This window comes from Sphingomonas sp. UBA978 (assembly GCF_002292295.1).
Lineage (GTDB): Bacteria > Pseudomonadota > Alphaproteobacteria > Sphingomonadales > Sphingomonadaceae > Sphingomonas.
In genome coordinates this window covers 188,794-204,893 of sequence record NZ_DBBS01000005.1, presented here as the reverse complement: position 1 = coordinate 204,893, position 16,100 = coordinate 188,794, and the positions used below count along the sequence as shown (strand labels likewise).

26 protein-coding genes are annotated in these 16,100 nt (G+C 65.0%); 20 read left to right on the top strand and 6 right to left on the bottom strand.

What is annotated here, in order from left to right; all coding sequences use genetic code 11:
• Positions 1 to 22: 22 nt before the first annotated feature.
• Complete coding sequence (metK, locus tag B2515_RS02650; RefSeq protein ID WP_293873326.1) at positions 23 to 1,240, top strand: methionine adenosyltransferase; 1,218 nt, start codon at positions 23 to 25, stop codon at positions 1,238 to 1,240.
• A gap of 100 nt (positions 1,241 to 1,340) precedes the next feature.
• On the opposite strand, the gene B2515_RS02645 is transcribed toward metK, so the two are convergent.
• The 3 genes from B2515_RS02645 to B2515_RS02635 form a co-directional block, all read right to left on the bottom strand.
• Complete coding sequence (locus B2515_RS02645; RefSeq protein WP_293873324.1) at positions 1,341 to 1,685, bottom strand: PilZ domain-containing protein; 345 nt, start codon at positions 1,683 to 1,685, stop codon at positions 1,341 to 1,343.
• 61 nt (positions 1,686 to 1,746) lie between these two features.
• Positions 1,747 to 2,376: a phosphatase PAP2 family protein gene (locus tag B2515_RS02640; RefSeq protein WP_293873322.1), complete on the bottom strand. Its 630-nt coding sequence runs from the start codon at positions 2,374 to 2,376 to the stop codon at positions 1,747 to 1,749.
• Complete coding sequence (locus B2515_RS02635) at positions 2,373 to 3,194, bottom strand: formate/nitrite transporter family protein (protein WP_293873319.1); 822 nt, start codon at positions 3,192 to 3,194, stop codon at positions 2,373 to 2,375. Before B2515_RS02635 ends, B2515_RS02640 begins: the two co-directional genes overlap by 4 nt.
• Before the next feature lie 96 nt (positions 3,195 to 3,290).
• Between B2515_RS02635 and trmB the strand changes: the two genes are divergently transcribed.
• The 17 genes from trmB to B2515_RS02550 all read left to right on the top strand — a co-directional run bounded on the left by trmB (position 3,291) and on the right by B2515_RS02550 (position 13,914).
• Positions 3,291 to 3,971 (top strand): tRNA (guanine(46)-N(7))-methyltransferase TrmB, encoded by a 681-nt coding sequence (trmB, locus tag B2515_RS02630; protein WP_293873316.1) that lies wholly within the window; start codon positions 3,291 to 3,293, stop codon positions 3,969 to 3,971.
• 120 nt (positions 3,972 to 4,091) lie between these two features.
• Positions 4,092 to 5,333, top strand: a complete 1,242-nt coding sequence (locus B2515_RS02625; protein ID WP_293873313.1) for a tyrosine-type recombinase/integrase — start codon at positions 4,092 to 4,094, stop codon at positions 5,331 to 5,333.
• Positions 5,334 to 5,495: 162 nt separating this feature from the next.
• On the top strand, positions 5,496 to 6,698 hold the full coding sequence (locus tag B2515_RS02620) for a hypothetical protein (RefSeq protein ID WP_293873310.1): 1,203 nt from the start codon (positions 5,496 to 5,498) through the stop codon (positions 6,696 to 6,698).
• Between the two features lie 109 nt (positions 6,699 to 6,807).
• Positions 6,808 to 7,005 carry a helix-turn-helix transcriptional regulator gene (locus tag B2515_RS02615; protein WP_293873307.1) on the top strand — a complete coding sequence of 66 codons (198 nt, stop codon included), beginning with the start codon at positions 6,808 to 6,810 and terminating at the stop codon, positions 7,003 to 7,005.
• A 206-nt stretch (positions 7,006 to 7,211) separates the two neighbouring features.
• A complete protein-coding gene (locus B2515_RS02610; RefSeq protein ID WP_293873304.1) occupies positions 7,212 to 7,502 on the top strand; it encodes a hypothetical protein in 291 nt (96 codons plus the stop codon).
• Entirely contained in the window at positions 7,499 to 7,819 is a 321-nt protein-coding gene (locus B2515_RS02605) for a hypothetical protein (protein ID WP_293873301.1), read from the top strand. The genes B2515_RS02610 and B2515_RS02605 overlap by 4 nt, the downstream gene beginning before the upstream one ends.
• Positions 7,820 to 7,839: 20 nt before the next feature.
• Positions 7,840 to 8,082 carry a hypothetical protein gene (locus B2515_RS02600; protein WP_293873298.1) on the top strand — a complete coding sequence of 81 codons (243 nt, stop codon included), beginning with the start codon at positions 7,840 to 7,842 and terminating at the stop codon, positions 8,080 to 8,082.
• Entirely contained in the window at positions 8,079 to 8,396 is a 318-nt protein-coding gene (locus B2515_RS02595; RefSeq protein WP_293873295.1) for a hypothetical protein, read from the top strand. Before B2515_RS02600 ends, B2515_RS02595 begins: the two co-directional genes overlap by 4 nt.
• Entirely contained in the window at positions 8,393 to 9,379 is a 987-nt protein-coding gene (locus B2515_RS02590; protein WP_293873292.1) for a DUF7146 domain-containing protein, read from the top strand. The genes B2515_RS02595 and B2515_RS02590 overlap by 4 nt, the downstream gene beginning before the upstream one ends.
• Entirely contained in the window at positions 9,376 to 10,947 is a 1,572-nt protein-coding gene (locus B2515_RS02585) for a DUF3987 domain-containing protein (protein WP_293873289.1), read from the top strand. Before B2515_RS02590 ends, B2515_RS02585 begins: the two co-directional genes overlap by 4 nt.
• Positions 10,940 to 11,392 (top strand): hypothetical protein, encoded by a 453-nt coding sequence (locus B2515_RS02580; protein WP_293873286.1) that lies wholly within the window; start codon positions 10,940 to 10,942, stop codon positions 11,390 to 11,392. The genes B2515_RS02585 and B2515_RS02580 overlap by 8 nt, the downstream gene beginning before the upstream one ends.
• Positions 11,393 to 11,666: 274 nt before the next feature.
• Positions 11,667 to 12,101 carry a hypothetical protein gene (locus tag B2515_RS02575; protein ID WP_293873283.1) on the top strand — a complete coding sequence of 145 codons (435 nt, stop codon included), beginning with the start codon at positions 11,667 to 11,669 and terminating at the stop codon, positions 12,099 to 12,101.
• The gene (locus tag B2515_RS02570) at positions 12,098 to 12,394 is read left to right on the top strand and encodes a hypothetical protein (RefSeq protein ID WP_293873281.1); all 297 of its coding nucleotides are present in this window, start codon (positions 12,098 to 12,100) and stop codon (positions 12,392 to 12,394) included. The genes B2515_RS02575 and B2515_RS02570 overlap by 4 nt, the downstream gene beginning before the upstream one ends.
• Positions 12,381 to 12,620 (top strand): hypothetical protein, encoded by a 240-nt coding sequence (locus B2515_RS02565; RefSeq protein WP_293873279.1) that lies wholly within the window; start codon positions 12,381 to 12,383, stop codon positions 12,618 to 12,620. The genes B2515_RS02570 and B2515_RS02565 overlap by 14 nt, the downstream gene beginning before the upstream one ends.
• The gene (locus B2515_RS02560) at positions 12,617 to 12,877 is read left to right on the top strand and encodes a hypothetical protein (protein WP_293873277.1); all 261 of its coding nucleotides are present in this window, start codon (positions 12,617 to 12,619) and stop codon (positions 12,875 to 12,877) included. The genes B2515_RS02565 and B2515_RS02560 overlap by 4 nt, the downstream gene beginning before the upstream one ends.
• Positions 12,870 to 13,292, top strand: coding sequence for a hypothetical protein (locus tag B2515_RS02555; RefSeq protein ID WP_293873275.1), 423 nt, complete (start codon positions 12,870 to 12,872; stop codon positions 13,290 to 13,292). The genes B2515_RS02560 and B2515_RS02555 overlap by 8 nt, the downstream gene beginning before the upstream one ends.
• Positions 13,293 to 13,515: 223 nt before the next feature.
• A complete protein-coding gene (locus B2515_RS02550) occupies positions 13,516 to 13,914 on the top strand; it encodes a VOC family protein (RefSeq protein ID WP_293873273.1) in 399 nt (132 codons plus the stop codon).
• 150 nt (positions 13,915 to 14,064) lie between these two features.
• On the opposite strand, the gene B2515_RS02545 is transcribed toward B2515_RS02550, so the two are convergent.
• Both B2515_RS02545 and B2515_RS02540 read right to left on the bottom strand, forming a co-directional pair.
• Positions 14,065 to 14,367 carry a hypothetical protein gene (locus B2515_RS02545; RefSeq protein WP_293873270.1) on the bottom strand — a complete coding sequence of 101 codons (303 nt, stop codon included), beginning with the start codon at positions 14,365 to 14,367 and terminating at the stop codon, positions 14,065 to 14,067.
• A 91-nt stretch (positions 14,368 to 14,458) separates the two neighbouring features.
• Positions 14,459 to 15,046: a hypothetical protein gene (locus B2515_RS02540; protein ID WP_293873267.1), complete on the bottom strand. Its 588-nt coding sequence runs from the start codon at positions 15,044 to 15,046 to the stop codon at positions 14,459 to 14,461.
• Positions 15,047 to 15,113: 67 nt separating this feature from the next.
• Between B2515_RS02540 and B2515_RS02535 the strand changes: the two genes are divergently transcribed.
• Positions 15,114 to 15,416: a hypothetical protein gene (locus B2515_RS02535; RefSeq protein WP_293873264.1), complete on the top strand. Its 303-nt coding sequence runs from the start codon at positions 15,114 to 15,116 to the stop codon at positions 15,414 to 15,416.
• A complete protein-coding gene (locus tag B2515_RS02530; RefSeq protein WP_293873261.1) occupies positions 15,413 to 15,646 on the top strand; it encodes a hypothetical protein in 234 nt (77 codons plus the stop codon). The genes B2515_RS02535 and B2515_RS02530 overlap by 4 nt, the downstream gene beginning before the upstream one ends.
• Here B2515_RS02530 and B2515_RS02525 read toward each other — a convergent pair.
• Positions 15,643 to 16,086, bottom strand: a complete 444-nt coding sequence (locus B2515_RS02525) for a hypothetical protein (RefSeq protein ID WP_293873258.1) — start codon at positions 16,084 to 16,086, stop codon at positions 15,643 to 15,645. The two genes, B2515_RS02530 and B2515_RS02525, sit on opposite strands and share 4 nt — an antisense overlap.
• Positions 16,087 to 16,100 lie beyond the last annotated feature (14 nt).

Sequence of the window (16,100 nt, the reverse complement as noted above, 5' to 3'; positions counted from 1 at the left end):
TTTATATCGTTATGAGGCAGTGATGCGCAGCAGCTACATCTTCACGTCCGAGTCGGTTTCCGAAGGCCATCCGGACAAGGTCGCCGACCAGATCAGCGACACGGTCGTCGATCTGTTCCTGTCCAAGGACCCCGAGGCGCGCATCGCGTGCGAGACGCTGACGACGACCAACCTCGTCGTGCTGGCGGGCGAGATCCGCTGCAAGGGCGTGTACGAGAACGGCGCCTGGGCCGATGGCGCGCTCGCCGAGATCGAGGCGGCGGTCCGCGCGACGGTGAAGCGCATCGGCTACGAACAGTCGGGCTTCCACTGGGAAACCTTCCGCTTCGAAAACAACCTGCACGGCCAGTCCGCCGAAATCGCCATGGGCGTCGACGAGGGTTCGAACAAGGACGAGGGCGCGGGCGACCAGGGCATCATGTTCGGCTATGCGACCGACGAGACGCCGGGCCTGATGCCGGCGACGCTCTATTACAGCCACAAGATCCTCGAAACGATGGCGGCCGACCGCCATTCGGGCAAGGCGCCGTTCCTCGAGCCGGATGCCAAGAGCCAGGTGACGCTGCAGTACGAGAATGGCGTGCCGACCCGTGCGGTCGCGCTGGTCGTCTCGACCCAGCATAAGGCCGGCTATTGCCTGCAGGGCGAGAATGCCGATCCCGCCAAGTATGACGTCCTGAAGGACTATGTCACCGGCGTGTTCACCGGTATCCTGCCCGAGGGCTTCGTCACCGACGAAACCAAGGTCTATATCAACCCGACCGGCGCGTTCGAGATCGGCGGACCGGACGGCGACGCCGGCGTCACCGGTCGCAAGATCATCGTCGACACCTACGGCGGTGCGGCCCCGCACGGCGGCGGCGCGTTCAGCGGCAAGGACCCGACCAAGGTCGACCGTTCGGCCGCCTATGTCGCGCGCTATCTGGCGAAGAACGTCGTCGCCGCGGGTCTCGCCAAGCGCTGCACGATCCAGCTCAGCTATGCGATCGGCATCGCCGAGCCGCTGTCGGTCTATGTCGACACGCATGGCACCGGCACCGTCGACGAGGCGAAGCTGGAGCAGGTGTTGCCGCAGCTCGTCCGCCTGACGCCCAAGGGCATCCGCCAGCATCTGAAGCTCAACGCGCCGATCTACGTCAAGTCGGCCGCTTATGGTCACTTCGGCCGTGAGCCGGAGGGCGACCTGTTCACCTGGGAAAAGACCGATCTGGTCGATCGTCTGAAGGCCGCCGTGGCCTGACGTCTACCGCCGGCGCAAATCGCCCGGCATAGATCGCCGGTTCGACAACGCACCCTCCTTCGCCGGTCGGCGGGGGAGGGTGTTTCGTATCCGCCCGCGATCAGCGGCGATAGGCGTCGTTGATCTCGGCGATCCAGCCCGCCTTCGGCGTTGTGCCGATGCCGCGCGGCTTGCGCGCCTCGTCCAGGTCGATCGGCTCGGCGAAGCGCAGGCCGGCGAGGCGCTCGGTCACCCACATCACCTCCGCGGCGAGATCGGTGATCGTCCCCATCTGGAGCTGGACGGTCGCGCCCACCTGCAATTCGCCGGCATGCTCGACGCACGCCCCGGAGCGCGACAGATTGCGCACACGGCGTTCGTTGGACAGGCCGCCGGGGAAGGCCACGGCAGCGCGGACGATCACGCTGTTGCGCTTCTCGCGCGCGGGTTCGGATAGATCTGGCATAGGTGTCTCCGCCGCCATTCTTGCCAGAAGATAGTAAGGCGAAAGTAAATCGCGGGCCGCGTTACCCTGGATTTCGCACAACTATGTCCGATATCGCCGTTTTTTCCGGGCGTGGGAGCTGGTTCAGCAGCGCGTCGACCACCGCTTCCGATAGCCAGCCGATCGCCCCGCCGACGATGACGTCAGACAGATAATGGTTGCCGGCGGCCGGCTGGATCGCGGCGACCGCACCGGCACCGAGTGCGGCGGGCAAGGCGGCGCCATCGATCTCACGCGCCGCGGCACGGGCCACCGCCACCGCGCCGGCGGTGTGGCCGGACGGAAACGAGTTCAATTGGTGATCGTGGCTCGTGCCGCGATCGAAGTGGGTTTGCCCGTCGTCCAGCGCCTTGCTCGGCCGGGCGCGGTCGAACCGGTGCTTGATCGCCGTCTTGACCGCGGTGGCGAGCAGATGCGCGGCGAGCATCCTCGCCCCGCCGCGCACGAGGTCGGGGCGCCGGGCGACGAGGCCCGCCGCGATCGTCGCGCCCGATACGGCGATCAATTGCGGCTGGTCGGCGATCTCGCCCAGCAAACCGGCGAACCGCACCGGTGCCGCGTCGCGATGGCGCGCGGCATCGTGCGTCGCCTCCCGATCGGCTCTGGCGAGTGTCTTCGCCGCCTTCTTCGCCTTGCCCGGCTTCTTGCTCAACTGTCGTCTCCCTGCGGCATCTCGCCGCGTACCTGCGCATGGGCGAGCAGGGCGAAGATGCCCGCACCGCCGACCAGATTGCCGAGCACCGCCGGCGCAATCAGTCCCGCCACGGTCTGCCACACGTCGGTCCGTCCCGCGAACAGCAGCAGGAACGCCTCGGCAGACCCGACGATCGAATGGCTGAAGCCGGCGATCGCCAGGACATAGGTGACGATGACGATGACCGGCACGCTCTGGTCGCGCGCATTGGGCAACGCCCAGGCGAGGATCGCGATCATGAACCCCGCGGGGATCGCATTGACGAAGGTCCGGCCTGCCGACAATTCGGTGATCCCGGCCGACAGGGTCAGCGCCGCGGCCCGGATCGCCTCGCTGCCCAGCGCGCCGGTCGCCATCGCCAGCGCGGCGATGGCCGTCCCCAGCAGGTTGGCGGTGAGGACGATGCCCCACAGCCGCAATGTCCGCGCCAGCGCCCAGCGCGACGGCCGCGTCGCCAGCGGCAGCATCGCGGTGATCGTGCTCTCGGTGAACAATTGCATCCGGCCGAGGATCACCACGAGGAACCCGACCGGATAGCCGAGCGCGACGATCAGCTCGCGCCACGGCGTCGCGGGCAGGGCGGTGTGCAGCGCCGCTTCGGTCAGCAGCGATACGGTGATGGCGATGCCGGCGGCGAGCCCCGACCAGAACAGCGATGCCGCCGGGCGTCGCAACTCCTCCTCGCCCTCCTGACGCACCGCGCGATGCAGGTCCTTGGCGTCCGCCGCCTTCAGATCGTCATCGTCGTCATGCGGAGCGGGAGGGGAATCGGCCATTACGGCAGTGCAACGGACCCCGCACCGCTTTGCTCCGTTGCGGCACGACGAATGTGCCGTTTCCCTGTCCCGCCAAGTGTTCTAGGGCGCGCCACCATGAACGATCCCGCCACCATCCGCCGCCTCTACGGCCGTCGTCAGGGCCACAAGCTGCGTAGCGGACAGGCCGCGCTGGTCGAGGACACGCTGGCGCCGCTCAGCGTCCCCGACACCGGGCCGCTCGATGCCGGCGTGCTGTTCGGCGATGCGCGTCCACTCGAACTCGAGATCGGCTTCGGCGCCGGCGAGCATCTCGCCGGACAGGCGGCGATGCGCCCCGATACCGGCTTCATCGGTTGCGAACCCTTCCTTAACGGCGTCGTCGGCGCGCTCGGCCATATCCGCGACGGCGGCCTCGCCAACGTCCGCCTGCACATGGGCGACGCGCTGGAGGTGGTGGAGCGCCTGCCCGATGCCAGCCTCTCGCGCGTCTACCTGCTCCATCCCGATCCCTGGCCCAAGGCGCGCCACGCCAAGCGGCGGATGATGAATCACGGCCCGCTCGACGCGATCGCCGCAAAGCTGAAGCCGGGCGCCGAATTCCGGCTGGGGACGGACGACCCGACCTATTGCCGCTGGTCGATGATGGTGATGAACCAGCGTCGCGATTTCGTCTGGACCGCCGCCGAGCCCGCCGACTTCCTCACCCGGCCCGACGACTGGCCCGAAACGCGCTACGAACGCAAGGCGCGCCGGCAGGGGCATGAGGTGTGGTATTTCAGGTATATCCGACAGTAGGCTGCGGGGTTCGCGATCCGTTCACGCCTGTTAGAGAGGGGCCTTGTTCCCGCTGTTCCCTTGCTGTTCCCTGTGCTTCCCGCTACGGTGATTGTCAGGTGATTGCCAGCGAGGCTCCTAATGGCGACGGGCAAGGTCAATAAGCGGACGGTCGATGCGTTGAAGCCCGGCGCTGGCGTCGGCTTCCTATGGGACGACGACCTGAAGGGGTTCGGGGTGAAGATCACGCCGGCCGGGGCCGTGACCTACGTGTATCAGTACCGAATGGGCGGTCGCGAGGCGAAAACACGGCGCTACACCATAGGGGCGCATGGCTCCCCATGGACGCCAACGACTGCACGGACCGAAGCTGAGCGTTTGGCGGTGTTGGTGTCGCAGGGGACCGACCCAGCTGAGGCCGACAAGAAGCGCCGTCATGAAGCGGTGAGCCTCGCCTTCAACGCCTACGCCAATGCGTTCTACGGCAGCTGCAAAGGGGAGGGGTGGCGCAATCTCGTCGAACGATCTCTACGGCTGCACATCACGCCCGTGCTTGGTGCCAAGGCGCTGCCGACAATCACGCGCGCCAACGTCGTCGCCGTGTTAGATGCCATGCCCGCCGGGCAACAGGCCGGTCGTCGCAATGTGTTCGCCATACTGCGCCGGCTGTTTCGATGGGCCGTGGGTCGTGGCGACATTGAGCGCTCACCGATGGAGGGGATGGAGACGCCGCCGCCCGTTAAGGCCCGGGACCGCTGGCTGACCGACGACGAGATACCCCGCGTCTGGAATGCCGCACCGTCCTGCCACCGCTGTTTCGGTCCAATCGTACGATTGCTCGTCCTTACGGGACAACGTCGGGAAGAAGTGACCGGGCTTATGTGGCAGGAGCTAAACCGTGCGGCAAAGCTATGGCGCCTGCCGGGTCCGCGGACCAAGAACAGCGAACCGCACGAGGTGCCGTTGAGCAAGATGGCGGTATTGGTGATCGACGCCGTCGCGGGTGGGGATAAGTGGCCGAAGCGCGGGCGGGTTTTCGCAACGTCCAACGGCGAGGCGTTCACCGCGCATGCCAAAGGCAAGGACAAGATTGACGGGGTGATCGAGAAGGACGGGGAAGATCCTTTGCCCCCATGGCGCCTCCACGATCTGCGACGCACACTCGCCACCGGTCTTCAGCGCTTAGGCGTTCGCTTCGAAGTGACCGAGGCGGTGCTTAACCACTTGTCCGGGGCGCGATCGGGCGTGGCCGGCGTGTACCAGCGGTTTGGATGGGTCGATGAAAAGCGAGAGGCGCTGGACGCCTGGGGCGAACACATCCGCAAGATCCTCGCCTATGCCGATGAGACAAACGTCATCCCGCTCGCCACCCGGCGGGCGTGATGCTGGGGCGGCTAGGGTAGCTCCCGAACGGTTGGTTTCCGCCCAGCCTGCCGCCCCTTCCACATGCGGGACGCCAACGGAGGGCGAATGTCGAGGATAGAAGCGCCGCGTGTCGGGCGTCACCCGGGCAAGATGCCCGGCGGCGTTAAGCTGGCAGATTGCATGCAAGAGTTGATGAGCGTTTTTGGTCAGATGATCGTCAGCACGGCAGATCGCGAATCTCGCGCGTTCCTCGGGATGAGCGGCATTGCTGCAAGCATGGACTTCTATGATCCAAACGCGCGCGAGCCCTACGTCACGAGCTGGTATCTGCGGGATGCGGCGAGCGAGGCGATGGTCAAGGCGCTGTCATCGGGCCATCTTCCGACATGGACGGATTACGATGGCAGCTTCGTCGAGCTGGACCACGAAACCCTTTTCGGGCCGAACAAGTGGAACTCGTCTTACACGGTGCAGACGGGCATCTACGTTGCGCTCAATGTCGCGTACGGTCGTGACGGGCCGACCCGTGCGGAATGCGATCGAGCAACGCTCTGGGTGCGTGAAGAAGATTGGCCTCGTATCAGGGGCGAGTTGATTGCTAACCGGGAGCGCGAAGTCGGCACGGTGCTGCCTAGTGATATGACCCAGCTCATGCTGGGCAGTTCGGCGACGCTCATCAGCGAGGCGCCAGCCGCCGCTGACACTGCTGCGCCGCTGGCCCTCTGGTCGCTCTACGAAGCTGTGGCGTGGATGGGAACGCACGACCTCGCGTTTGTCGAGCGCCAGCAACCACATCATTTTCCCGGCACGACCGCTAAGAATTACGGCGCGGTGGCATGGAAGCGGCTGGAGCAGTCGCTTGCCCATCGCGCGACGGCCGGCAGCGGCATGATGACCGCCGACGCAGCCCGGATCAAGCTGTTGGCAGCTTGCCAAACCGGCAGTGTCCGCGCGACGGGCATTCCTGCGGATAAGGGCGTTCGGCGTGACGTTCCCGCCTATGATTTCATTGGAGTTCAACTTTGGGAAGGGCGCGGGGGCTCACTTCACCGTGTCGTTGCCGGCATAAATGAACCAGCGCGATGGTATGATCTTCGGTTTCGCGCAGACGACGTCCGAGCGCCCGTCGCTAAGCCAACACCACAGGCTACGGTGGCAGAGATAAAGAACAAGCCGACCGTAAGCGGCAGCGACCTGCGCGGCTGGGTGCGCGCTCGAAACGTCGAAGGTTGGGACCAGGACCAGATCGTCAAAGGCGCAGCCAGTGCGTTCCCGGATAACGTCGTCCCCGGTCGCCCCACTATTCGAAAACTAGATGCAGATGTTCGCGTGCAATTAGAGCTGCCGGCGCGGACGAGAGGCCGTAACAAGAAGGGCGGATAGCGCATTTATCAGCGAATGTTTTCGGCGAATTTCGGCGAAATAGCCTGCGATTTTTGGACCCCCGATCATCCCTCCAACACCCGGACGTACCCGTGGTGGAGGAGGCAACATGCAGAAGCTGCTCACGACCAAGGAAGCCGCGCCACTGGTTGGCGTTAGGCCCAAGACTCTCGAAAACTGGCGCGTCCTCGGGCGCGGCCCTCAGCACATCCGCGCGGGACGTAATATCGCGTATGACGTGTCTGACATCGAGGCGTGGAAGGCGGGGCGTCGCGTCTCGTCGACGTCGCAGCCGGTCGCCGCGTGATCGATCATGGCATCCAGATCGGCAGAGGCACCGCAGCCTAATAAGCGGAAGGGCCGGACCGCCACAGTCCGACCCCTCCAGAACTTTCACAGCATCAGCACCACGACAGATACTGCCTCGATGCTCCGGTTGCAACGGCTGTTCGCGGCCGGGATTACCGGACCGCGTGCGAACGTCATCGCCGGTATGGCATGGGAGGCGGGCGCATGATGGGCCGCACCGACACCAGCGCCGCCGCCTATGCGGGCATTGCCCCTATGGCGGATCACCTGCGCGCCATCGTCCACAAAACGCTGTGCAGCCACCCTGCTGGTCTGACGGTCGACGAGACGTGCGGCATTGCCGGATACCCCAGGTATTCGCTCCAGCCCCGCTTCACCGAGCTGCGCAAGAAGGAGATGATCCGCGACACGGGCAAGCGCCGTCGCAACGTCAGCGGGGCCAACGCCATCGTGTGGCGGGCCACGATCCTCGATCGACAGGAGGCGTCCGCTTGATCCCGCCGAAGTCAAATCTCGCCTGGCTGGACGACGCACGCAAGGCAGACGGATCCACGCTGTTGACGGCTGACGAGATCATCGCCGGCGGCGGTGGTGTTGCTCTTCGGGGCTACGTCACCGAGCGTCTGACCGCGGTCGCGGCCCTGGATAACACCCTCCCCAACCGTTGGGCAGCATTTGCTGTGGAGCATCTGACCGACCGTGTTGGCGATGCCACCGACGGCGGCGTTGAGCTGTCCGCCGCCAGCGTGCAGATGATTCTCGCCTATGTCGCCCACCTTGAGGAAGCCGTAGCAAAAGGGGGTGCCGCATGAGCGCGCCCGCGAGGAACCGCATGATGATCGTGCTGCGGCAAGTTGAGGGGCCGCACTGGTGTGTGGTTCAGCATGAGGTGCAGAACGGTAAGCGCTCGTTCGTGGCCCGGATCGCGACGGCACGGGAGTATGGTCCTGCTGTCAGGATCGCGGCGATCACGGCTGCGAAGATGCGGCTGCACCTCGCGATTGAGGCGAACGGCAGGGCGTTGCGCCGATTCGATCATAAGCGCGATGCGCCGAAGATGGGGGCGCGACCATGAGCGTGCAGCACAATCGCGTCGTGGTCCTGATGACTGCGGAGGGGAAGATCCTCGCGCACCTTCAGACGGATCGAGACGAGTTCGCTTCCGTCGCTACGTTCGGGCGCGACCGCATCTTCCTCCTGGAACGGACTGGCGAACTTGGAAGCGATGCTGACGGGATCACAATAACCGGAGCGGTGTATGTCGAAATGACCCCGTGGCGCATCAGCCTCAAGACGCTCGACAACCCGGGACGTATCAACTTGCGGCGCCGCAAGCGGCCAAGCGCCACGATCTTGCCCTTCGTGCGCAGGACGGGGGACGCTGCATGACCCGCCGCATCGATAGCAACGACCTGGCACGCATCGTCGCCGGGATCCGCGACCGGTTCCCCGTGTCGGGCGTGGCGTCGAAGGCTGGCGTGAAACTGCACCGGGCGGGCAATGAGCTCAAGGCCAGTTGCCCGTTCCATCAGGATCGCACCCCGTCCTTCACCATCTACGCCGACGACCGCCGCGCCCATTGCTTCGGCTGTGGCTGGTCGGGCGATGTCCTCGACTTCGTGCAGCAGGCCTATGGCGTGAAGCTGCCCGGCGCGATCGACATGCTGGACGGTGGCGCGTTGCGGGAACTGGAGCAGCAGCGTGCGCCCGCCAAGCCGAAGGCGGACATGCGGCCAGTGGCTCAGCGTATCGTTGCCGGGTCCGTCCCGATCGAAGGGACGCCGGCCGCGGTGTACCTGCGGTCGCGCGGGATCACGATGGACCTGCCGCACACTCTGCGGTTCACCCGCCTCGCGCCGCCCAAGATCGACGGGAATGGCTTGCTGGCGGCGAACGGTCCGGGGCTGTTGCCCGCGCTGATCGCCATCGTCACCAATCCCGTCGGCGACCTAGTCGGGTTGCAACGCACCTACCTGACGGAAGACGGGCGCAAGGCTGCCGTGAAGGCGACCGAGACGGACCGTAAGCCGAAGGTGAAGTACAGCCTCGGCAACGTCGTTGGTGGATCGATCCGGCTTGGGCCGCCATCCGCCAGCATGCTCGTCACCGAGGGGCTGGAGGATGGGCTGACGCTGTACCAGGCGTTGGGCCGTTCCGTCTGGGTCGCGGCTGGCACCTCTATGATGCCGCAGATGACCTTCACCCCCGTGACGCGCGCTATCGTGATCGGTGCGGATAGCGACGATTCCGGTGCTATAGCTGCGGCTAAGGCGGCGGCGGCGTTTGCTGCCGCCGGCCTGGCCACGAGGATCATGCGGCCAACGCCCCCGTACAAGGACTTCAACGCCGAACTGATGGGGGCTCGGTCATGAACGCCGCGGCATTCCATGCGGCGTACGATGACGCTCGCCCGTTCTCGCCCGAGCCGTTCGATGGCGGCACCGTCGTCCGTCCGCGTCGTGCGAACCCTTGGCCAGCGCCTGATATGACGATCCTGACGGGCGGGCGCACCACGCCTCCAGTCATGCCCACCGACATCTTCGGATCGCTGTGGCCGCTGATCCGCGACTTGGCGGCCGGTGCCGGTGCGCCGGTCGACTATGTGGCGGTGGGCGTCCTTGGCGTGGTCGCTTCGCTCGTCGGCGCAAAGCGGCGGGTGCAGCCCTACACCACGACGCCACAGTGGCAGGAACCGTGCGTCCTGTGGGTCGCACCGGTCGGCGATCCGTCGTCGAACAAGTCGCCTGCGATCGATGCTGCCACCAGCCCGCTCCGAGGCATGGAAACAGAGCTGGCCGAACGGCACAAGTCGCGGCTGATCGGCTGGCAAACCGAGAACGAACGGGCCAAGGCCGAGCGAGCCGAATGGCAGGCGCAGGTGAAGGCGGCGACCAAGGACGGGGTGGCGACACCATCTATGCCGACTGCCGCGGTCGAGCCGGATGAGCCGCAGCGTCCCCGCCTTGTTGTGCAGGACGCGACGCCGGAAGCCCTCGGCGAGATATTGGCGGGCAACCCTAACGGCACCCTTCACCTGCGCGACGAGCTCGCTGCCTGGTTGATGAGCTTCGACCGGTATTCGCCGGGTGGTCGGGAGTTCTGGCTGGAAGCATACGGCGGGCGGCCGCACGTGATCGATCGCAAGAGCAACAAGGCGGGGCCGCTGTTCGTGCCGTTCAACGGCGTGACCGTCCTTGGTGGCATCCAGCCCGAGAAGCTGCGCGAATGCCTGCTGAAGACGGCGGACGACGGTCTGGTCCCCCGCTTCCTGTGGGTGTGGCCCGATCCGATTCTGTATCAGCGTCCGCGCCAGATCGCCGACACCGAACAGCTAGAGGGCATGTACCGCCGCCTTCAGCAGCTCGACGCGCCTCGACTGGAGGACGGCCGGATCGATGCACGGGTGCTGCTGCTCGCCGACGATGCCGCCGATGTGTTCGAGGCATGGGTCCGCGACAACGATGCTGCCGTTCGCGAGGCATCGTCGCTCTACAAAGGCGTCGTCGGCAAGCTGCGGGGCATGGTGCTGCGGTTGGCGTTAGTCGTAGAGTTGATGACTTGGGCGGCGAACGGCGACCGCGAGCCGGAGACGATCAGCCTGACCACCCTAGTGTCGGTGCTTGGCTTCGTCGACGACTATGCCAAACCGTCCGCTCTCCGCGTCTTCGGTGATGCAGCGCTTCCCGAGGTTGAGCGGAATGCCGCAGCTCTGGCCCGGCACATCAAGAAGCACGGCGCTCAACGGATCAATGCCCGCGACATCCAGCGCAACAGTGGCATTGCGACGCTGAAGGTGGCGGCCGACGTCGAAGGCGCGACCGAGTTGCTGATCGAGGCTGGATGGCTGCGGTCGGCACCAGGGCGGGACGGTGATACGCCGGGCAAGGCGCGCAAGGACTTCCTCGTCAATCCGGCTGTGCATGAGGTGGCCAATGGGTAGCTGGCGTGACGTCGCGGCTGCCGTAGCCCAGCGGCGCGAGCAGCCCGCCCCCCTCCCGCCGGTAGCGGAAACGTTCGGCCTGCCCGACCACCTTGCCGCTTCCCTGCGGGCGCTGGAGTACATGCCTGCGCCGAGGAAGATCGAGCAGGCGGACAGATGGCGGGGCATCGTCCGCGATGCGCTGGGGGTTGCTCGCGACGGGTGGGCAGCGAACGCGATAGCATTGGGCTGGTCGGCCGGTGATCTGTTCGGGATCGGACCGCGTGACGACTGGGAATTTTCGGGCTTAGCGGTATGGCTGCGTGGTCGATCGATCGCCTTGCTGGATCAGCAGCGCGCCATCGTCGCCGATGGTGACCGCCGCGCCGCCTTCACTCGCGGTGGCATGGGCCATGGCACGCACCCGACCGTCTCGCCCGTCCTGCTGTGGGAGTTCGGCCGGTGATCCGGGCGCTATTGTCACTATTGTCGCTATTGTCACGGACTCCCGCGCTCAATCTGACGCCCTCAGCCTTCGCGCGGCGTAGGCTAGAAAAGTCATCTATCTATCTATTTCGGAAATGGCCGGCAGCGATGGTCCCGGCTGGATCGGTCGCGAGCGCGCGCGCCCCTGACAATAGTGACAATAGCGCCAATAGGTCGGCACGAACGAGGCAGACCAACGACCGCGGCCTTGGCGGCGGTAAGAGTGTGCGGTCCCACGGCGTAGGCAATCCAGCATGACCGAGCCGCGAAATGACCGCGCAAAAACGCGGGGTCGTCCATTCGGACCCGGCAATCCCGGTAAGCCGAAGGGCGCGCGCAGCCGGGCGACACTTGCCGCTGAGGCGCTGCTTGATGGGGAGGCTGAAAAGCTGACCCGCGTCGCGATCGACAAGGCGCTCGACGGCGATGCGACTGCGCTTAGGCTCTGCCTCGAACGGCTGGTGCCGCCACGTAAGGACCGCCTCCTCACCTTCGACCTACCCCCGATTGGCGGCGCGAAGGATCACCCCGCTGTTCTCGCCTCGGTACTGGAGGCGGTGGCAGGCGGTGACCTGACGCCGAATGAGGGGCAGGCATTCGCCGCCCTGATGGAGCAGCACCGTCGGGCAATCGAGACAGCCGAGATCGTGGGCCGGTTGGAAGCCCTAGAAGCGAAGGGAGCGAAATGAGGATCATCCAACGCCTTGCCCTCCTTGAGGATGCCGTCACCAGCGGAGGCAACACGAGCACAGCAGCGGACGCCGCGTCGGTCACCAGCATGGTCGCTCGCCTCGCCAGCCGCTTCCCGGCATCAGCCGCGGCAATTTCATTGGAAGAGCGGATCGCGAAAATGAGTCCGGCCGAGCATTGCGCTTGGGAGATGCGGTTCGCGCGCGATCGAACGCCGATTGCATCGATCATGGCGCTGCATGGTCGGCCCCTCGTCTCCGCTTACGATGAGGATCGTCATGCGCATCACTGAACGTCTCGCCCGCCTTGAACGGAACGAACATGCCGATCCCCGCATGCCAGCGGCTGAGATCGAAGCCGCCGCTGCGCGCTATCAGGCCGAACTCATCAGCGACGGGACGCCGTGTGGGCGACCGGTTGCCGTGGCCTTGGCAGCCTGGATCGGAATGGTCGAAGCGGCAGCGCCATGGCTCCAGCGTATCTATGCCGGCATGTCCCCTGCGGACGCTCATCTATGAACGCGACCATCGAAAGGCGCCTTGCCTCGTTGGAGGCGCGGCATGGCGCCATCCACGGACGCGTCATGCTGTTGCTGCCCTGGGAGATCATGCCCGAGGAACAGGAAGGCGACATGATCGGCTGCTACCAGTTCGTCGTGGCAACCCCGGATGGCCCACAGCGCGTCGAGTATCAGCGGACTGGCATTCATCCCGAGCAAGACGCCCCCGGGTCGTGGAACCGCCATCTCTATTTTGGGGAGCCGTACAATGCGTGATCTCGTCCGGCGGCTGAGCACCCTAGAACGCGCCACTCCCTGCGTCCGTCCTTCGGTACCGATGACGGACGAGCGCCGCGCCGGGTTCATCGCTCTCCAGGCGCTCGTGGTGGCGATCATGCTAGGCGACATGAAGACGGGTGAAGACCCCATGCAGGCCCTCCTCCGCGGCATCGACCGAGCGCACGCTGCAAACGATCGGGCGACGAACATCCGCTACGGCTTCGCTCGCCGGCTCGATCACGCCCGCTGTATAGCCCTGAACGGTTCGGACAGCGTGGCCGTGCCGCGGGACTGGTTCGAACGAAGCACGGCATTGTTGCGACACCCTCTCGCCGCCGAGGCTACGCCCTCATTCCTCAGCCTGTATTTCGATCATCCTGACTTTGCTTCCTGGCGTTGCACTACCCAGTAACCGAGAAGATCCGCAGGACTGGTATTTAGCGGCACCCTCCTCGACATAGCCGAGCCGGCCATAACGCCGGCCAACTAGCACGGATTGCGCGCTGAAGAGCAGCCAACGCCCGCTAACGCCCAATAGCGGACACTCCACGGGCCGGGGTGACTGCGGATCACCCGCCGGCTAGGTGAGACTGATAATAGCGATCGGAAGTCGATCAGTCTTCAGGAGAGTGCCTGTGCTTTTTCACACCATGGTCGGATCGAATGACATTGAACGGTCCAAGCGCTTCTACGACACGGTGCTCGGCACCTTGGGTGCAGGGGAAGGGACGCGGAACATCGCCGACAGCGGCCATACACGTCTGATATACAATAACGGCAAAGGAACGAACTTCATCGTCAGCCAGCCCATCAACGACGAACCGGCAAGCGTCGCCAACGGCAGCACCGTCGCATTTTCATGCGACTCGCCCGAACAGGTGAAGCAGCTTCACGATGCCGCCGTTGCCGCTGGCGGGGCATCGATCGAAGCTCCGCCCGGACCGCGCGAAACTGCTTCAATGGGCACCATCGAGCTGGCCTATTTCCGTGACCCCGACGGCAACAAATTGTGCGGAATTCATTTTCCTGCCTGATCTGTCCGACACGGGTCCGCTTCTGATTGTAGCGGACCCCGATCACGCGATCTCGCGAATGTCCGCTTTCCTCCCAAGAGCGGACGTTCCGCTTCCGCCTAAAGTCGGACGTAACATGCCGTTATGAGTGTGCCAGGAAGCTGCCGTTCCTTAATGCCGGAAGCGTTGCCGCAACTTCGTCGCGAGCGAGACGATCAGCGCAGCAGGAATGCCGCCAACGACGCATCCGGCCGCAACCCAAAGCGCGAGCATTACGAGCATAATCGCGAACATGCCAAGTTCTTGCCATGCCGCGATCTTCCATGGCTCCATGAAGATCGCGCCAAAGCCGTAGGATAGGAGAAACGGCGCTCGAAAGCCCGGACCATTCTTTGAAAGGACTGCCGTGCCAACGATCCAGCAGGCAGTGATTAGCGCAGCGAGCGGAAGCACGATGAGGCCGGAAAAGTCCATCGGGTAGAGTTAGCGGCAGCTTTGATTATGATCCAGCCGCAAACCCGCCCGTCCGCTATCCACCATTTTCGGACTTTCTATATCCGCAGGCTTAGCTGAGCGAGAAGACCGACTTGGTCCTGATCACGCACTGCGTCGGGTGCGGGCATTCGGGCAATGGACCTGTCGGCGCCTCGGCAACCGGCACCGGCTTCTGCGCCATCTTCAGGCAAGCCGCACATGGACCAGCCGCCGTGTTGTTCGGGATCACCTCGACGAACTGCACACCGGCATGCTCGGCACGCCCCAGCGCATTGGTGCCAGCAATCAGCGATTGGTAAGCGGATGTCAGGAACTGCGCCGCCTCGATCGGGTCTGCAAGCCCAGCCGGCGTCAGGATCGCCAGGTATTCCGCGGTCAGCATAGCGGTGGGCCGGACCTTCATGGCCTTGAGCGTCGGCTTGTCGAGCTGTGTCCCATGACGTCGCAGGTCGATGCCTTTGGCGAACGCAGTGCCGCCGATCGCCGCCTTCACGAATGCCACGTCCCCGTCTCGACCATGACATAGGCCTGTCTGCACCAACGCTGCCCGCACCTCCTCGTCCGGCACGACGGTCACCGGCTCGTATGCCGCCCAGGGCGGCGGCGCGTCCGGTGCCTCGCGCCCGGTGAACAGGTTGAACAAGTCGCGCCAGATCATCGATCGGTCCTCCAGCAGCCGTGGCGGCGGTAATACAGACTGACTGCGGTAGGTAGCCCGATGGACCATGGCCGCCCGTCCGCCCCGCCGCAACGATACCGGTCTCGTCCGCCCCTACCGCCCCAAACCCGACGATTTTCGAGATCGCTACATCGAAATGGGCTGGGACGGGCTGGACGAACATTATCGCTGCAATTGGCGCTGCATCCGCCGCTGGATCATGGAAGAGGGTCGCGAACAGCTCCGCGCAGCCCGTGCCGCCGCCGTTGCGGCCGGACACCGCAAGCGCCGGGATGCCCGAACCTGTGCCGCGCCTGTCGCTACGGCACATGTTGAGCGGACCACCCCATCAACCGGAGCAGCCCAATGACATGGAACTACCGCATCATCGACCACGGTGACCATCTGGCCCTCCACGAGGTGCACTATGACGCCGCTGGGGGCCCGGTCTCGTACACCGACAGCCCTGCCACCTTCGTTTCCGATCCCGGTCATGGTGACGAGATCGCCGCCGCGGTGAAGATGGCGCTGGCTGACGCGTTGAATTGGCCTGTGTTGATCGCTCTGGAAATTGGGCGGCAAGCCGGCGGTAGGATCTAGCGCTTGATCTGCTCCGGGGACAATGGCGCAGCCGGATCTGCGACAGGGTGATCCGGATCCTGATGCGGATCGAACGCGACCACCCATTGCGGATAGCCATCCGGCGACATGACGATGTCAGCATGCCCCACCGGATCGTTGCCAGTCTCAACCCAGCCCGCCCCGTGGCAATAGTCGCAGATAGCCCGCTTGCACCGGAAGCTGACGAGATCGATCTCGGTGTTCCACTGACCGTAGCCGTGACAGATCGGGCATTTCGCATCCAGGGTGCCGTTCCGCGGCTGTAGCGGGATGATGTCGAAGGCGTGGGGGCTGTTCGGTCCATCGCATTGAACGACGTTGCTGGCATGGGCGATCGGTCTTCTCCTCGACGCTGTCCAACGATCATTCTGCTGGGCGGTTGCCGCATCATGACGGCGGTAAACGATACACCTCGTCACCGCTTAAATCGGGG

Coding starts and splice junctions, on each gene's coding strand:
- metK (WP_293873326.1), top strand. CDS start 23: ATGCGCAGCAGCTACATCTTCACGTCCGAGTCGGTTTCCGAAGGCCAT.
- B2515_RS02645 (WP_293873324.1), bottom strand. CDS start 1,685: ATGCCAGATCTATCCGAACCCGCGCGCGAGAAGCGCAACAGCGTGATC.
- B2515_RS02635 (WP_293873319.1), bottom strand. CDS start 3,194: ATGGCCGATTCCCCTCCCGCTCCGCATGACGACGATGACGATCTGAAG.
- trmB (WP_293873316.1), top strand. CDS start 3,291: ATGAACGATCCCGCCACCATCCGCCGCCTCTACGGCCGTCGTCAGGGC.
- B2515_RS02625 (WP_293873313.1), top strand. CDS start 4,092: ATGGCGACGGGCAAGGTCAATAAGCGGACGGTCGATGCGTTGAAGCCC.
- B2515_RS02620 (WP_293873310.1), top strand. CDS start 5,496: ATGCAAGAGTTGATGAGCGTTTTTGGTCAGATGATCGTCAGCACGGCA.
- B2515_RS02615 (WP_293873307.1), top strand. CDS start 6,808: ATGCAGAAGCTGCTCACGACCAAGGAAGCCGCGCCACTGGTTGGCGTT.
- B2515_RS02610 (WP_293873304.1), top strand. CDS start 7,212: ATGATGGGCCGCACCGACACCAGCGCCGCCGCCTATGCGGGCATTGCC.
- B2515_RS02600 (WP_293873298.1), top strand. CDS start 7,840: ATGATGATCGTGCTGCGGCAAGTTGAGGGGCCGCACTGGTGTGTGGTT.
- B2515_RS02595 (WP_293873295.1), top strand. CDS start 8,079: ATGAGCGTGCAGCACAATCGCGTCGTGGTCCTGATGACTGCGGAGGGG.
- B2515_RS02590 (WP_293873292.1), top strand. CDS start 8,393: ATGACCCGCCGCATCGATAGCAACGACCTGGCACGCATCGTCGCCGGG.
- B2515_RS02585 (WP_293873289.1), top strand. CDS start 9,376: ATGAACGCCGCGGCATTCCATGCGGCGTACGATGACGCTCGCCCGTTC.
- B2515_RS02580 (WP_293873286.1), top strand. CDS start 10,940: ATGGGTAGCTGGCGTGACGTCGCGGCTGCCGTAGCCCAGCGGCGCGAG.
- B2515_RS02575 (WP_293873283.1), top strand. CDS start 11,667: ATGACCGAGCCGCGAAATGACCGCGCAAAAACGCGGGGTCGTCCATTC.
- B2515_RS02570 (WP_293873281.1), top strand. CDS start 12,098: ATGAGGATCATCCAACGCCTTGCCCTCCTTGAGGATGCCGTCACCAGC.
- B2515_RS02565 (WP_293873279.1), top strand. CDS start 12,381: ATGCGCATCACTGAACGTCTCGCCCGCCTTGAACGGAACGAACATGCC.
- B2515_RS02560 (WP_293873277.1), top strand. CDS start 12,617: ATGAACGCGACCATCGAAAGGCGCCTTGCCTCGTTGGAGGCGCGGCAT.
- B2515_RS02555 (WP_293873275.1), top strand. CDS start 12,870: ATGCGTGATCTCGTCCGGCGGCTGAGCACCCTAGAACGCGCCACTCCC.
- B2515_RS02545 (WP_293873270.1), bottom strand. CDS start 14,367: ATGGACTTTTCCGGCCTCATCGTGCTTCCGCTCGCTGCGCTAATCACT.
- B2515_RS02540 (WP_293873267.1), bottom strand. CDS start 15,046: ATGATCTGGCGCGACTTGTTCAACCTGTTCACCGGGCGCGAGGCACCG.
- B2515_RS02535 (WP_293873264.1), top strand. CDS start 15,114: ATGGCCGCCCGTCCGCCCCGCCGCAACGATACCGGTCTCGTCCGCCCC.
- B2515_RS02530 (WP_293873261.1), top strand. CDS start 15,413: ATGACATGGAACTACCGCATCATCGACCACGGTGACCATCTGGCCCTC.